Consider the following 13,437-nt stretch of genomic DNA (forward strand, 5'->3'; position numbering starts at 1 on the left):
ATGGCGGATATCAGAACTTTACGGTCGGAACGGCGCGATCCGCTTCGTTGGTTATCTCGAAATAGTCCCGCTTCTGGAACCCGAACTGGCCAGCGACAAGGTTGGAGGGGAAGCTTTCGACCCTGACATTCAGATCACGGGCGGCGCCATTGTAATAACGGCGGGCCATCTGGATTTCGCTTTCCATCGTCTCCAGCGAGGTCTGCAACTCGCGGAAATTCTCGTTTGCCTTCAGGTCGGGATAGGCTTCGGCGAGTGCCAGCAGACGTCCAAGCGCCTGGCCGAGCAGGCCTTCTGCCTGAGCGCGACCGGCGACGTCGCCCGTCGGAACCGATTGCGCCTTATTGCGGAGGGCAACGACCTCTTCGAGTGTCGTCTTCTCGTGGGCGGCATAGCCCTTGACCGTCTCGATCAGGTTCGGGATCAGGTCGGCGCGGCGCTTCAGCTGCACATCGATACCGGACCAGGCTTCCTCGGCCATCTGCCGCGCGCGAACAAGGCCGTTGTAGACAAAGACGGCATAGAGCGCGACCAGAACAATAAGGCCAAGAATTACATACATTCGCGAATCCCCCGCAACGACCGAAAGTATGCCCGGAGACTATGCGGGTTACCGCAGATTGTCATCCCGCTTTCCGGCCCTCTTTCGGGGCAATCACTGGACGGGGGTAGTGAAAAATCACGATACCGTCGCACCGGCCGAAGCCTTATTTTCACTCTGCACGTTGAACTAGCGTGCATACGCAAACTGCGACAAGGATCATTCAGACCATGAGCGCGTTTATTTTCCTGCTCAACATACTGGCCATCGCAACGTACTTTTTCCTCCAAAGCAAGGCTCGTCCGGTGGAACGCCGCGTCGAGATCAGAAGCGACGAGCGCCGCTGACTGCCGCTCTTCAAGCGGCGGCTTTCGCCAAGTTGACCCCACCCGCATCCGTCTGCAGGAAGGCCTCACCGCAGGCCTTCGCCAGCGTCCGCACACGCAGGATGTAGCTCTGACGCTCGGTAACCGAGATGACGCCGCGCGCATCCAGCAGATTGAAAACGTGTGACGCCTTGATGCACTGATCGTAAGCCGGGAAGACGCACTTGTGCAGCTTCTGGTTATCGCTGTCGCCAGGAGCGCCGGCGGCGAGAAGCGCCTGGCATTCCTTTTCGGCATCGATGAAGTGGCGATGCAGCATTTCCGTATTGGCGTATTCGAAATTGTGGCGAGAATATTCCTGTTCGGCCTGTAGGAAGACATCGCCGTAGCTGATCTTCTCGTCGCCTTCGCGGCCGTTGAAGTTCAGGTCGTACACGTTGTCGACGCCCTGCACATACATCGCCAGACGCTCGAGACCATAGGTCAACTCGCCCGCGACGGGCGAACATTCGATACCGCAGACCTGCTGGAAATAAGTAAACTGCGACACTTCCATGCCATCGCACCAGCATTCCCAGCCGAGACCCCAGGCACCGAGCGTCGGGCTTTCCCAGTCGTCCTCGACAAAACGGATGTCGTGCAGCAGCGGATCGAGGCCGATCGCAGCCAGCGAGCCGAGATAGAGCTCCTGCAGGTTCGACGGATTCGGCTTCAGGATGACCTGGTACTGATAATAGTGCTGCAGACGGTTCGGGTTCTCGCCGTAGCGGCCGTCCGACGGGCGGCGCGACGGCTGCACATAGGCGGCCTTCCACGGCTTGGGGCCGAGCGCGCGCAGCGTCGTTGCCGGGTGGAACGTGCCGGCACCGACCTCCATGTCGTAAGGCTGCAGCACCGCACAACCCTTGTCCGCCCAATAATTATGGAGCGTGAGGATCAGCGCCTGGAACGAGCGCTTCGGGTTCATGTGGTCGGGAATTGCTGCAGACATGGAACGGCTTCCGAATTCGTACAAAAAGTGCGCGGACAGGTGCCACGCCGCGCCAGACGGGTCAAGGCTTTTGCGGCCCTACTCGTCCTCGTCCTTCTTCAGATGATATTCGCCGGTGACCGGATCCTTGACCAGCGTGCCGATGGCGCCCGTCTGGCGCTCCTTCTCGGCACGCCGGGATCGCTCGGCGAGCCGCTGTGCATCGCCAACGAAGCGGCGGTAGAGAAGCCAGGCTCCGACCACCAGCACGATGATGATTATCAGTTGCGGCATAATGCCAGCCTTTTATCCCTCAGAGCCCGTAGCGGCTCCACAATGCCTTCTCCTCGGCGGCCTCGACAAGTCCAGTCGCAAGGCCAGCTCCGGCGCCTTCCAAGTTGGCTGACGATATACCCGGAATGCGCCTTCCGAAAAGGCCGCGCGCGGGCATCACTAGCTCGAGCTTGGTTTTCGCCCCATAGCGACGCTTCAGCTCCTGCCGCATGTCGCCGAGCCCGTCGATGAGGCCGAGTTCGAGACCACGCGTGCCGGTCCAGAAAAGTCCGGAGAAGACCACTTCGTCGCTCTTCAGCTTTCCGGCGCGGCGTTCACGAACCATGGAGATGAAGACCTGATGAATCTCCAGCTGCAGGGTCTTCAGGTATTCGATGTCCTTTTCCTTCTCGGGCTGGAACGGATCAAGGATTACCTTGTTTTCCCCGGCCGTGTAGACGCGGCGCTCTACGCCGATCTTCTTTAAGAGTTCGGGAAAGCCGAAGCCGCCGGAGACGACACCGATCGAGCCGACGATGGAGGTGGGGTCGGCAATGATTTCGTCGCCAGCAAGAGCGATCATGTAACCGCCGGATGCCGCAACATCCTCGACGAAGACGAGAACCTTCTTCTGCTTTTCACGCGCAAGATCGCGAATGCGCGCGAAGACGAGCCGCGACTGGACCGGGGAGCCGCCGGGTGAATTAAGCGAGATGGCGACCGCCGGCGCATCCTTGAAGCTGAAAGCCTTTTCGAGGACTTGTGCAGTTGCGGCGAGATTGAGGGTCGGCCGGAACTGGCTTCCGCCGCTCATGATCGGACCGTGAAGTCGAACGACGGGGATGACCACGCCTTCCTTGCGGAACCGCTTCGGCAGCAACCTCTTCAAAAATCCGGCCATTTTCCATCCTTTGCGACAAGATCAGCGAACGTCTTCCATGTATGCAACGGCGCGACAAACGCAATGGCCGGCGCAGAAAACATCTGCCACTTCAGAATTCTTGTTGCGAATGACTTGCATTATCATTCTAATCAGACATACTGGCCGCATTGATAGTAGGCGGACACTGCATGGACATCGTAAATCCGAACGCAAAGACCGGCTGGCGACACGAGCGCGAAGAGGCATCGCTTTCCGATGTCTACCGTTCCGTCCAGACGCACAAGCATGGCACACGTTGGCGACGGATCGCAGCGTTCCTCGGACCCGGCTACATGGTTGCCGTCGGCTATATGGACCCCGGCAACTGGGCAACCTCGCTCGCCGGTGGATCGAAGTTCGGCTATGCGCTGCTGACCGTTGCTCTGCTGTCCAACCTGATGGCGATCGTTTTGCAGTCGCTCTGTGCGCGCCTTGCCATCGGTTCCGGTCGCGACCTCGCCCAGGCCTGCCGCGACGCCTTCCCGAAATATGTTTCCGTGCCGCTTTGGGCCTTTGCCGAAGTCGCCATCATCGCCACCGACATTGCCGAAGTGATCGGCACGGCGATCGGCCTCAATCTGCTTTTCGGAATCCCACTCGAGCTCGGTGTGCTTATCACGTCGCTCGACGTATTCCTCATTCTCTATCTGCAGAAGATCGGCTTCCGCTGGGTGGAAGCCTTCGTGATCGCTCTGCTCGGTATCATTGCGGTGTGCTTCGGGGTGCAAATCTTCCTTGCCGATCCGGAATGGGGCGCCGTGATCCGGGGCTTCTTCCCGACGACCGAGATCGTCTCCAACCCCGAGATGCTCTACCTCGCGCTCGGCATTCTCGGCGCCACGGTGATGCCGCACAATCTCTATCTGCATTCCGGCATCGTCCAGACCCGCGCTTACGGCCATTCGGTGCCGGAGAAGCGCGAGGCGCTGACCTACGCCACGATCGACTCGACCATAGCGTTGTGCTTTGCGCTGCTGATCAACGCATCGATCCTGATCCTTGCAGCAGCCGCCTTCCATGCCAACGGCAAGACGGATGTCGTGGAACTGGGCGAAGCATCTGCGCTGCTCTCGCCGCTGCTCGGCCTGGCAATCGCGCCAACGCTCTTCGGCATCGCCTTGCTCTGCTGCGGCCTGAATTCGACGGTAACGGCAACCCTTGCCGGCCAGATCGTCATGGAAGGCTTCTTGAAGATCCGGCTTCAGCCATGGGTTCGCCGCCTCATCACCCGCGCGATCGCCATCATTCCGGCCGCCTTCGTCACGATCTGGTATGGCGACCAAGGGACGGCGGAACTGCTGATCCTGACGCAGGTCGTGCTCAGCCTCCAGCTCTCCTTCGCCGTCTTCCCGCTGGTGATGTTTACCGCCAGCAAGGCGAAGATGGGTGCGCTGGTCGCCCCGCGCTGGCTGAGCGCCATCGCCTATGTGATCGCGGTCCTGATTGCCGGCCTGAACGTCAAGCTGCTGTTTGACTTCGTGACCGGCTAGCGCCTGGCATAGGCCGCCCGGCCATTGTTGAGATCGTCCACGAAGGGGGAGAATTTATGCGTCCCCTCCTCGTGCATGATGAGTGGCGCGCGCAGCGAAAGCCGCGCGCGCGATCCTTTTATCGCCGTGACGAGGATGCGCACGGCGTTCTCGCCTTCGCGCGGATGGATTGCGGTCACCTCGATGCCGCCGAAACGGCGTCCGCAGGCATCGATGATTTCGGCGATCGATTCCGGCTTCGCAATCAAGGACAATTGTCCGCCGGGGATCATGATCGCCCCGGCCGTCCGCACCCAGCTTGCGAACAGTCCGTCCGTCATCGCATGCGCCTCCGCCTTCAAGGCATCGGGCGTCCGGCGATCGCCTGCATCGTTGAACGGCGGGTTCATGATGACATGATGGAAGCTCTCATCTACAAGACCGGCTTCGTTTCGCGCCTTCGCCCTTAGCGTCACATCCGCCTCGACGACTGAAACGCGGCCGGCCATATGCGCATTGTCAGGCAGGAGGATGCTGCGGCGCGCATAGTCAGCCATCTCGCCCGAGCGCTCGAAGAGCACGACTTCCGCGGCCGGCAGCCGTGACGCGACGGCCAAGCCTGCAGCACCCGCGCCGGCACCGAGATCGGCAACCTTGATCGGACGATCGTCGGCAACGAGCGCTGCGAGCAGCATTGCATCCATGCCGGAGCGATGCCCCCTGCCCTTCGGCTGCACCACATGGAACAGCCCCCGGTGAAAGGCATCTATGGTCTCGGCAACATCTTCCGTCATCAAAAGCTCACTTCGGCATCCGCAGTTCGTCGCCGAGCCCGGCATCCACGAGAATGCGGCGCGCCCGATCCGCCTCGTCATCATCGACGAGAAGCCGGCGCGGCAGCATGCCGAGTGACCCTTCCAGAATGCTCATGCCCTGATCGGCGATGAAGCAGTGAATCCCCGCATCCTTCAGCAGACTTTCCGCAAAGGAGAGCAGTACGGGATCATTGGCGCGAATAAGTTCATGCATTTGCGGGAAAATCCCTTTCAAATTTGCGCGACGCGACAATTCACCCCTTGCCGCGCCAATCGCCCCTTTCTATTGTCGAACCCAATAATTTAACAGGAGTCCGGGTCGTTGGGCGTGGTCATACCGCTTGAAGAAAGCAAAAACAAACTGGCATCCGTCAAGCCGCTGGTCGATTTGACCAAGGCGGACATGCAACGGGTCAACCAGCTTATTCTCTCCAAGGCCGGTTCCGACGTCCAGATGATTCCTGAGGTGGCCAACCATCTCATCTCGTCCGGCGGCAAGCGTCTGCGCCCGATGCTGACTTTGGCCTCGGCTGCGCTGTTCGGCTACAAGGGCGAAAACCACATCAAGCTTGCGACATCGGTCGAGTTCATGCACACCGCGACGCTGCTGCATGACGATGTGGTCGACGAGAGCGACCTTCGCCGCGGCAAGTCCACGGCTCGCATGATCTGGGGCAACCAGGCCAGCGTGCTCGTCGGAGACTTCCTGCTCGGCCAGGCGTTCCGCATGATGGTCGAGGTCGGCTCGCTCGAAGCGCTCGACGTGCTCTCCTCGGCTGCCTGCGTGATCGCGGAAGGCGAAGTGCTGCAGCTCTCCGTCGCCAAGAACATGGAAACTACTGAGGACGACTACCTCGCCGTCATCCGCGCGAAGACGGCGGCGTTGTTTGCCGCGGCTGCCGAAGTCGGCCCGATCGTCGCCGATGCCGGCAAATCCGGCCGTAACGCGCTGAAGTCCTACGGCATGAACCTCGGGCTGGCCTTCCAGCTGGTCGACGACGCGCTGGATTACGGCGGAAAGGCAGCCGATCTCGGCAAGAATGTCGGCGACGACTTCCGCGAGGGCAAGATCACGCTGCCTGTGATCCTGGCCTATCGCCGCGGCACCGAGGAAGAACGCGCCTTCTGGCGTCAGGCCATTGAAGGCGGCGAAAGCAGCGACCAGCATCTCGAAAAGGCACTTGGCCTGATTACCAAGTACGGCACGCTGAACGATACCATCGCCCGGGCAGTTCACTACGGCACGATCGCACGCGATGCGCTTGCGCCCCTTCCCGACACGGCATGGAAATCGGCCCTGATGGAAGTCATCGACTTTTGCATCGAGCGCGTCAATTAATCGACGGTCACTGATCGCGGGCTGATTTTATTGCAGGACCGCTTCAAAAAAGCCATCCTGTTGTGAGTCAGTCATTTCAACTGATTTGCAGTCGGACGAGGCCGGCTGCCACAAGAGAGGTTTTCTAATGCGGCAAAAACTTGCCATCCGTCTTCTTTCGAGCGCAGCCATGGCAGCGGTCATATCGCTGGCAGCGCTCGGCGGCGTGAATGCCGAAGAGACGGCCAAGAAGGACGATGCCGCGACAGTGATCTTCGATCCGGATAGCGTCACGAGCTTCTCCGGTGCGTTTTTGGCTGCCCGGACCGCCGATGTCGATCACGATTACGAGACGGCGATCGAACTCTACAAGAAGGCGCTGCAGATCGAGCCGGGAAATCCGGAAATCCGCCAGCGCCTGATGATCTCGCTGCTTTTGAACGGCGACATCCAGGACGGCGTGAAATACGCCAACGACCTGAAGGGTGATCCGACCGTCGAGCGCATCACGACCATCGTGCGCAGCATGGATGCCATTCGCCGTGGCGAATATAAGACGGCTGAATCCCTTCTGAAATATACCGGACCGAACGATCTCGACCGGATGATGAACGATCTGCTCGCCGCTTGGGCCCGCGTCGGCGCCGGCCGTGGCAAGGAAGCCCTCACCACGATCCAGAAGATGAAGGGACCGGATTGGGTCGGCATCTTCAAGTCATACAATGCCGGCGCGATCGCGATCGTGAACGGCGACATCAGGGCCGCTCGCCAGAACCTCAACGACGCCGTGCTCGACAAGGACGGCGGCGCGACCGCTCCTGATACCTTCATGCGCGCCGTCATCGCTCTTGCCCGGCTCGAAGCCTCACAGGGCAACAAGCAGAAGGCGCTCGACGCAATTTCCGTCGGCGACAACCTGCTGCCCAACTACGCGCCGCTCAAAGCGCTGCGCCAGAGCATCGAAAAGGGCGAGAAGCAGGAGCAGCAGATCCAGACGGCCAAGCAGGGTGCTGCCGGCGTGCTCTTCTCCATCGGTGGCGCGCTGAACCGCGACGGCGCCGAGGATATTGTTTCGCTCTACCTGCAGACCGCCAAGACGCTGGATCCCGATAGCGCCGATACGCTCGTCATGCTCGGTGGCATTGCCGAGAAACAGGAGCAGATGGACCGCGCCATCGCGCTCTATCAGCAGGTACCCGAAAACTCGCCGATGCGCCGCATCTCCGAGCTTCAGCTCGGCCTTGCGCTTGCACAGGGCGGTAAGGTGGAAGAGGCACGCAAGCACCTTCAGAACCTGATTGCCTCCGATCCGAACGACGTTCGCAGCTACCTCGCCTATGGCAGCGTGCTGTCGGACGTGAAGGATTACGCCGCGATGGCCGAAAACTACGACAAGGCTGTCGAAGTTATCGGCCCACTGCCGGGCAAGGGCGCGTGGACTGTCTTCTTCCAGCGTGGCATTGCCTATGAGCGCCTGAAGAAATGGGACCAGGCCGAGCCGAATTTCCGCAAGGCGCTGGAGCTCAACCCGGATCAGCCGCAGGTTCTAAACTACCTTGGCTACTCGTGGATCGACATGAACCGGAACCTCGACGAGGGGCTGGCGATGATCAAGAAGGCGGTCGACCTGCGTCCCGACGATGGCTACATCATCGACTCTCTCGGCTGGGCCTATTTCCGGCTGAACCGCTTCGCCGAGGCGGTGGAGGAGTTGGAGAAGGCTGCGCAGATCAAGGCCGGCGACGCGACGATCAACGACCATCTGGGCGATGCCTATTGGCGCGTCGGACGCAAGCTCGAAGCCGTCTACCAGTGGAACCGCGCGCTCGGCTCCGACCCTGAGGCATCCGAGATCCCGAAGATCAAGGACAAGATCGCCAACGGCCTGCCGCAGGATACAGACAACTCCAAGGCTGCGGACAAGAAACAGCCTGACCCGGCGCCGATCCAACCGAAGCCTACCGATAAGAAGTCCTGATCGGCGATGCCAGAGGCGAGTATGGGCGATGACGTGACTGTCATCGAGGACGCTCCGGCAAAAATCAATCTGGCCCTGCATGTGACGGGCCAGAGATCCGATGGCTACCATCGGCTCGACACGCTCGTGACCTTCACCAAACATGGTGACCGGCTGGGCTTTGCGCTGGCGGATAAAGATGAATTCGTGATCTCCGGGCGTTTTGCCGAGGCGCTTGACGACAGCCGCGACGACAACCTCGTCCTGAAGGCTCGGGACTTTATGCGCGAGGCGATCGCTCGCGAGGGCGGCTCCGCTCCCGCCGTCCGCATCCATCTCCAAAAGAACCTGCCGATTGCCTCCGGTATCGGCGGCGGCTCGGCCGACGCGGCGGCTACGCTTCGCGGTCTGATGCGGCTCTGGAATGTCTCGCTTCTGAACGCGACCATCGAGGCAATCGCCATTCGACTTGGCGCCGACGTGCCTATGTGCCTGGCGAGCAGACCGCTGATCGCCAGGGGCATTGGCGATCAAATCGTGCCTGTCGACGACATGCCGGCCTTTGCCATGGTGCTGGCAAACCCGTTGAAAGGCGTATCAACGCCCGAGGTTTTCCGAAGGCTGACGAACAAGGCCAATCCGCCGCTCGACATGACGCCGCGTTTCAACTGGGTCGAGGCGATACGCGCTACGCGCAATGACCTTGAGCCGGTCGCTCGCGGCCTGCTCCCCGAAATTGCCGAGATCTCGACGATGCTCAAGAAGCAGGGCGCATCTTTCGTTCGCATGTCTGGTTCCGGTGCGACCTGCTACGGTATATTCCCTACGCTTGCGGCGGCGGAAGACGCCGCCGCCGCGCTTCACAGCGAACGGCCGGACTGGTATTTCGAAGCCACGGAAACGACTGCGGGAGGTCATGATGCCGGGTTTGGATGAAACGCGTCCCTTCATTCCTGTCGGCATTGCCGTGCTGACGGTCTCGGATACACGCACGCTTGCCGATGACCGCTCCGGCGATACGCTGGCCGCCAGGATCAAGGAGGCGGGGCACCGGCTGGTCGACCGCGCGATCGTCCCCGATGATCGGCAGGCGATCGCTTCCCGCGTGAAGGCGTGGACCGAACGCGACGATATCGACGTCGTCATCACCACGGGGGGAACCGGCTTTACCGGCCGCGACGTCACCCCGGAAGCTCTGGAGCCGCTCTTCGAGAAGAGGATGGATGGCTTTTCGGAAGTGTTCCACCGTATCTCCTACGACAAGATCGGCACCTCGACGATCCAGTCCCGCGCCACGGCGGGCGTTGCCAACGCGACCTTCATCTTCGCGCTGCCGGGCTCACCTGGCGCCTGCAAGGACGCCTGGGACGGCATATTGAAATCCCAGTTCGACTACCGCCACATGCCCTGCAATTTCGTGGAGATCATGCCGCGCCTCGATGAGCATCTGAAGCGCGGCGCCGGCAAGTAACGGACTGCTTCGGCAGGCGACCGTCTGCCGCTCTATGCCCCTATGCCCGGCAGAGCAGGCATCGTATCCCAGCTATCACCCGACAGCAGGATGCAGCTTACGCCGTGAACATCCGTGACGAGCAGCGTCCACGTGCCGCTCTGCGCGGCGTAGACCTCAAGCATGGCGTTCTGGTTGATCAGCCCGACCGCCGTCAGTCTCTCGGCAAAATTCTTGTCGAGGAAATTGACGACCTCGGATCGGCCTGCGCAACTGCGCATCATCTGCGATGCTGCCGAATGCGGATGCGCGATCATCGATGTCGTCAATATGACGGCCGCTATCAGGCCGCGGATCATATTGCGTTTCATGACGCACCTCCTTTTGCCGGAAACCGGCAGAAGAGGAGACTTCCGCTGACCTGTTCTGCCGTCTGCCGGCATTCCATGGTCGACCGTCACGAAGCGAGGCGCTCGGGCGGCGCCATGATGAAATTATAGCGCAAAATTGTATCGGGCGCCAATTATCTGCATGGGTAGCACGCGGAGCAGCGCCCTACCTACTATCGCGCCGCGCGCGCGACCCAGGATGGAATCAGCTCGCTGCTGAGCTTGCGCAGCTTTTGCCCCTTCGCGAATTCCGCGAGACGCATTCCGCTTCTTGCGGCAGCGATCGCCTGCGCCTTCGGAAGGAGAAGCCCTAGCTCCAGCGGCGACGAAGCACGCCCGATACGCTGCAGGAACGGCCGTCGGTATCCGCGCGACGCGGTGAACCGCGCCGGTAGCTTGTTCAGGGTCATATACTCAGCAATCTCGTCGATCCAGCCGGTCTGCGGTCGCGCCCCCGGTTCCACGAAAAGGAGCCACTCGCCTCGCGCCGAATGCACTATGTCCTTGATATCCCATTGTGAATGGAAGCGGCAGCCGGCGGCGTCGGCCACCCTCGACGTTCCATCCCGCGAGTCGTGGTCCAGCACCACGACGTCGCTGACGAGCCCCTCCACTGCGCCTGCAACCAACACCGATAATGTCTGCGCCAGTTCCGGTTCCTGATCCTGGCATTCCAGTACAACTGTCAACATTGCCTATTCATAGAGCGCCGCACAAAAATTTGCCAGCGACACTTTCCTCATTTTGTTCTTGCATTGTTCTCTTTTTGCCGATAGGAATTTAATCATCAGAACGGATGGAAGCAAAGCTTCCGCCAGCGGAGAATCCGATGAATGAGCAGTCCCTTGCAGGGCAGGCCGCATTCGCGCCTGCCCATACGGCAGATATTGCCGATACGATGATCGTATCTGCCGGCCTGCGGATCGATGTCGACCGCCGCCGTGGGCGTGCGGCCGGGCTTAATCCGAGCGGGCGTTTTGAGCCTCTGCGTCGGGAAGCGTTCGACGATGCCTGGCAGAACCTTGAGGATCTGCCGCCGTTCAAGACCGACGTGCAGATCGAGAAGCCGCGAACGGTCATCACCCGCAACGAGTCGCCGGACATTCCCTTCGACCGCTCGATCAATCCCTATCGCGGCTGCGAGCATGGCTGCATTTACTGCTTCGCGCGGCCGACGCATGCCTATATGGGCCTTTCGGCCGGTCTGGACTTCGAAGCCAAGCTGTTTGCCAAGCCGGATGCGGCGAAACTCCTGGAGCGAGAATTGGCGAAGCCCGGTTACAAGCCGCGGGTGATCGCGATCGGCACCAACACCGATCCCTACCAGCCGATCGAAAAGGAATGGCGCATCATGCGGCAGATCCTTGAGGTGCTGGAAAAGGCGAACCATCCGGTTTCGATCGTAACCAAGTCGGTAATGATCCTGCGCGACCTCGACATTCTCTCGGCGATGGCGGAAAGAAACCTTGTCCGCGTTTCACTGTCGGTGACGACGCTCGACCGAAAGCTGGCGCGGACCATGGAGCCCCGCGCCTCGACGCCGACGCGCCGGCTGGAGGCCATCCGCGCGCTCTCCGAGGCAGGCATCCAGACATCGGTCCTGGCTGCCCCGATGATTCCGGCGCTCAACGACCATGAGCTTGAGCGAATTCTGGATGCGGCGCACGCGGCGGGTGCCACCGAGGCGGGTTATGTCATCCTGCGTCTCCCGCTCGAGGTGTCGCCACTGTTTCGCGACTGGCTGCTGCAGAACTATCCCGACCGCTATCGTCACGTCATGTCGCTGGTCCGCTCGATGCGCGGCGGAAAGGATTACGATGCTGAGTTCGGCAAGCGGATGAAGGGCGCCGGACCCTATGCCTGGCAGATTGCGCGCCGTTTCGAAATGGCGACGAAACGGCTAGGCATGACCCGGCGCAGCATACCGCTGCGGGACGACCTGTTCGTTCCGCCCGATGGCAGCGGCGTCCAGCTCTCGCTGCTCTGACATTTCAGCTTCGCGGATGGTCGCCCTGCCCTTCCGCGCTCGAGTCCCTGGCCCGCCGCCCTGATCCGGGGACTTGCAGGAAATCGGGTTGGCGTGCGAGGGTCAGCTTCATGAGCCGTCGCACGTCACCCGATTCTCCCATGCTTTTCGAAGATGTCCCCCTCGTGCCGGATTTCCGGCTGGAGCTGAACGCGCGCAAGGCCGGTCACTGGCCGGTTGCAGGTGCCGATGAGGCCGGACGGGGGCCGCTGGCCGGTCCCGTCGTGGCGGCAGCCGTCATTCTCGATCCGAAACGCATTCCTGAAGGCCTGAACGATTCGAAGCAGCTCTCGGCCCTGAGGCGCGAAGAGCTTTTCGTTCAGATTCTCGCAACCGCGACCGTCTCGATCGCCTCTTCAAGTTCGACGCGCATCGACGAGACCGATATCCGCAAGGCCAGTCTGGATGCCATGCGCCGCGCCATCTGCGGCCTGTCGATACCAGCTAGCTTTGTCCTGACCGATGGGCTTGACGTTCCGCCTGGGCTCGCCTGCCCCGGCCAGGCAGTCGTGAAGGGTGATGCGCGCTCCGTCTCGATCGCCGCCGCATCGATCGTCGCCAAGGTGACGCGCGACCGGATGATGGCGCGCGCCGACAGCACCTTTCCGGCTTACGGCTTTGCCGCGCATGCCGGCTATGGCACCGCGCAACATCGGGCCGGTATCGAAAAGCACGGTCCCTGCTCGCTGCACAGGATGACCTTCAGCCCGCTGAAGAAGGTGCAGGGTATCGAACTCGACAGCGATTGATCCCGTCCGCGACTTACCAATACAGCTCCAAATCGGCATAGGGGACGATCGATGTGATCGCACCCCTGCCACACCACCCGGCATGCGGGTCCGCACCGGGCGGTTCGAGAGATTGAGGTTAGACGAGCCTGGGCATTCCAAGTTGGTCAGCCCATCTAATGGTGAGGGTGGCGTTAAGGAGCTTGCCGCTGTTGCGCCACCAGCGACCGGCATTTGCTGCCACTTGCTGGGC

15 protein-coding genes are annotated in these 13,437 nt (G+C 61.1%); 7 read left to right on the plus strand and 8 right to left on the minus strand.

The genetic code is table 11. The annotated features are described in order from the left end of the window. Positions 1-10 precede the first annotated feature (10 nt). The 4 genes from AC1DE4_RS26380 to AC1DE4_RS26395 all read right to left on the minus strand — a co-directional run bounded on the left by AC1DE4_RS26380 (position 11) and on the right by AC1DE4_RS26395 (position 3,011). Positions 11-562 (minus strand): LemA family protein, encoded by a 552-nt coding sequence (locus AC1DE4_RS26380; protein ID WP_025661915.1) that lies wholly within the window; start codon positions 560-562, stop codon positions 11-13. A 336-nt stretch (positions 563-898) separates the two neighbouring features. Further along, a complete protein-coding gene (locus tag AC1DE4_RS26385; protein ID WP_062370549.1) occupies positions 899-1,858 on the minus strand; it encodes a glycine--tRNA ligase subunit alpha in 960 nt (319 codons plus the stop codon). A 78-nt stretch (positions 1,859-1,936) separates the two neighbouring features. Continuing rightward, on the minus strand, positions 1,937-2,131 hold the full coding sequence (locus tag AC1DE4_RS26390; RefSeq protein ID WP_477883777.1) for a hypothetical protein: 195 nt from the start codon (positions 2,129-2,131) through the stop codon (positions 1,937-1,939). A 19-nt stretch (positions 2,132-2,150) separates the two neighbouring features. Next, positions 2,151-3,011 (minus strand): S49 family peptidase, encoded by an 861-nt coding sequence (locus AC1DE4_RS26395; protein WP_025661917.1) that lies wholly within the window; start codon positions 3,009-3,011, stop codon positions 2,151-2,153. Between the two features lie 170 nt (positions 3,012-3,181). Here AC1DE4_RS26395 and AC1DE4_RS26400 point away from each other — a divergent pair, with 170 nt between their 5' ends. Beyond that, positions 3,182-4,522, plus strand: coding sequence for an Nramp family divalent metal transporter (locus AC1DE4_RS26400; protein ID WP_018859329.1), 1,341 nt, complete (start codon positions 3,182-3,184; stop codon positions 4,520-4,522). On the opposite strand, the gene AC1DE4_RS26405 is transcribed toward AC1DE4_RS26400, so the two are convergent. Next, positions 4,519-5,295: a tRNA1(Val) (adenine(37)-N6)-methyltransferase gene (locus AC1DE4_RS26405; protein ID WP_025661919.1), complete on the minus strand. Its 777-nt coding sequence runs from the start codon at positions 5,293-5,295 to the stop codon at positions 4,519-4,521. The two genes, AC1DE4_RS26400 and AC1DE4_RS26405, sit on opposite strands and share 4 nt — an antisense overlap. A 7-nt stretch (positions 5,296-5,302) precedes the next feature. Then, the gene (locus AC1DE4_RS26410) at positions 5,303-5,530 is read right to left on the minus strand and encodes a putative signal transducing protein (protein WP_018859327.1); all 228 of its coding nucleotides are present in this window, start codon (positions 5,528-5,530) and stop codon (positions 5,303-5,305) included. Positions 5,531-5,638: 108 nt separating this feature from the next. On the opposite strand from AC1DE4_RS26410, the gene AC1DE4_RS26415 reads away from it, so the two are divergent. The 4 genes from AC1DE4_RS26415 (at position 5,639) to moaB (ending at position 10,062) form a co-directional block, all read left to right on the plus strand. After that, a complete protein-coding gene (locus AC1DE4_RS26415; protein ID WP_025661920.1) occupies positions 5,639-6,655 on the plus strand; it encodes a polyprenyl synthetase family protein in 1,017 nt (338 codons plus the stop codon). A 127-nt stretch (positions 6,656-6,782) separates the two neighbouring features. Next, on the plus strand, positions 6,783-8,612 hold the full coding sequence (locus AC1DE4_RS26420; protein ID WP_025661921.1) for a tetratricopeptide repeat protein: 1,830 nt from the start codon (positions 6,783-6,785) through the stop codon (positions 8,610-8,612). Positions 8,613-8,618: 6 nt separating this feature from the next. After that, a complete protein-coding gene (locus tag AC1DE4_RS26425) occupies positions 8,619-9,527 on the plus strand; it encodes a 4-(cytidine 5'-diphospho)-2-C-methyl-D-erythritol kinase (RefSeq protein WP_025661922.1) in 909 nt (302 codons plus the stop codon). After that, positions 9,511-10,062 carry a molybdenum cofactor biosynthesis protein B gene (moaB, locus tag AC1DE4_RS26430; RefSeq protein WP_025661923.1) on the plus strand — a complete coding sequence of 184 codons (552 nt, stop codon included), beginning with the start codon at positions 9,511-9,513 and terminating at the stop codon, positions 10,060-10,062. Before AC1DE4_RS26425 ends, moaB begins: the two co-directional genes overlap by 17 nt. A gap of 32 nt (positions 10,063-10,094) precedes the next feature. Here the strand turns inward: moaB and AC1DE4_RS26435 are convergent, their stop codons facing one another. Together AC1DE4_RS26435 and AC1DE4_RS26440 are read right to left on the minus strand one after the other, a co-directional pair. Then, positions 10,095-10,412 carry a hypothetical protein gene (locus tag AC1DE4_RS26435; RefSeq protein WP_025661924.1) on the minus strand — a complete coding sequence of 106 codons (318 nt, stop codon included), beginning with the start codon at positions 10,410-10,412 and terminating at the stop codon, positions 10,095-10,097. Between the two features lie 191 nt (positions 10,413-10,603). After that, a complete protein-coding gene (locus AC1DE4_RS26440; RefSeq protein ID WP_025661925.1) occupies positions 10,604-11,122 on the minus strand; it encodes a glycosyltransferase family 2 protein in 519 nt (172 codons plus the stop codon). 137 nt (positions 11,123-11,259) lie between these two features. Here AC1DE4_RS26440 and AC1DE4_RS26445 point away from each other — a divergent pair, with 137 nt between their 5' ends. Both AC1DE4_RS26445 and AC1DE4_RS26450 read left to right on the plus strand, forming a co-directional pair. Continuing rightward, on the plus strand, positions 11,260-12,417 hold the full coding sequence (locus tag AC1DE4_RS26445; RefSeq protein ID WP_025661926.1) for a PA0069 family radical SAM protein: 1,158 nt from the start codon (positions 11,260-11,262) through the stop codon (positions 12,415-12,417). Positions 12,418-12,527: 110 nt separating this feature from the next. After that, positions 12,528-13,205 (plus strand): ribonuclease HII, encoded by a 678-nt coding sequence (locus AC1DE4_RS26450; RefSeq protein WP_062370555.1) that lies wholly within the window; start codon positions 12,528-12,530, stop codon positions 13,203-13,205. Positions 13,206-13,437 lie beyond the last annotated feature (232 nt).

The sequence above is a fragment of the Rhizobium sp. 10N414 genome (assembly GCF_056394785.1).

What these genes read in the sequence shown, in the direction of transcription:
- AC1DE4_RS26405 (WP_025661919.1), bottom strand. Translation starts at nt 5,295, where the DNA reads ATGACGGAAGATGTTGCCGAGACCATAGATGCCTTTCACCGGGGGCTG.
- moaB (WP_025661923.1), top strand. Translation starts at nt 9,511, where the DNA reads ATGCCGGGTTTGGATGAAACGCGTCCCTTCATTCCTGTCGGCATTGCC.
- AC1DE4_RS26425 (WP_025661922.1), top strand. Translation starts at nt 8,619, where the DNA reads ATGCCAGAGGCGAGTATGGGCGATGACGTGACTGTCATCGAGGACGCT.
- AC1DE4_RS26420 (WP_025661921.1), top strand. Translation starts at nt 6,783, where the DNA reads ATGCGGCAAAAACTTGCCATCCGTCTTCTTTCGAGCGCAGCCATGGCA.
- AC1DE4_RS26400 (WP_018859329.1), top strand. Translation starts at nt 3,182, where the DNA reads ATGGACATCGTAAATCCGAACGCAAAGACCGGCTGGCGACACGAGCGC.
- AC1DE4_RS26385 (WP_062370549.1), bottom strand. Translation starts at nt 1,858, where the DNA reads ATGTCTGCAGCAATTCCCGACCACATGAACCCGAAGCGCTCGTTCCAG.
- AC1DE4_RS26390 (WP_477883777.1), bottom strand. Translation starts at nt 2,131, where the DNA reads ATGCCGCAACTGATAATCATCATCGTGCTGGTGGTCGGAGCCTGGCTT.
- AC1DE4_RS26410 (WP_018859327.1), bottom strand. Translation starts at nt 5,530, where the DNA reads ATGCATGAACTTATTCGCGCCAATGATCCCGTACTGCTCTCCTTTGCG.
- AC1DE4_RS26380 (WP_025661915.1), bottom strand. Translation starts at nt 562, where the DNA reads ATGTATGTAATTCTTGGCCTTATTGTTCTGGTCGCGCTCTATGCCGTC.
- AC1DE4_RS26395 (WP_025661917.1), bottom strand. Translation starts at nt 3,011, where the DNA reads ATGGCCGGATTTTTGAAGAGGTTGCTGCCGAAGCGGTTCCGCAAGGAA.
- AC1DE4_RS26440 (WP_025661925.1), bottom strand. Translation starts at nt 11,122, where the DNA reads ATGTTGACAGTTGTACTGGAATGCCAGGATCAGGAACCGGAACTGGCG.
- AC1DE4_RS26450 (WP_062370555.1), top strand. Translation starts at nt 12,528, where the DNA reads ATGAGCCGTCGCACGTCACCCGATTCTCCCATGCTTTTCGAAGATGTC.
- AC1DE4_RS26445 (WP_025661926.1), top strand. Translation starts at nt 11,260, where the DNA reads ATGAATGAGCAGTCCCTTGCAGGGCAGGCCGCATTCGCGCCTGCCCAT.
- AC1DE4_RS26435 (WP_025661924.1), bottom strand. Translation starts at nt 10,412, where the DNA reads ATGAAACGCAATATGATCCGCGGCCTGATAGCGGCCGTCATATTGACG.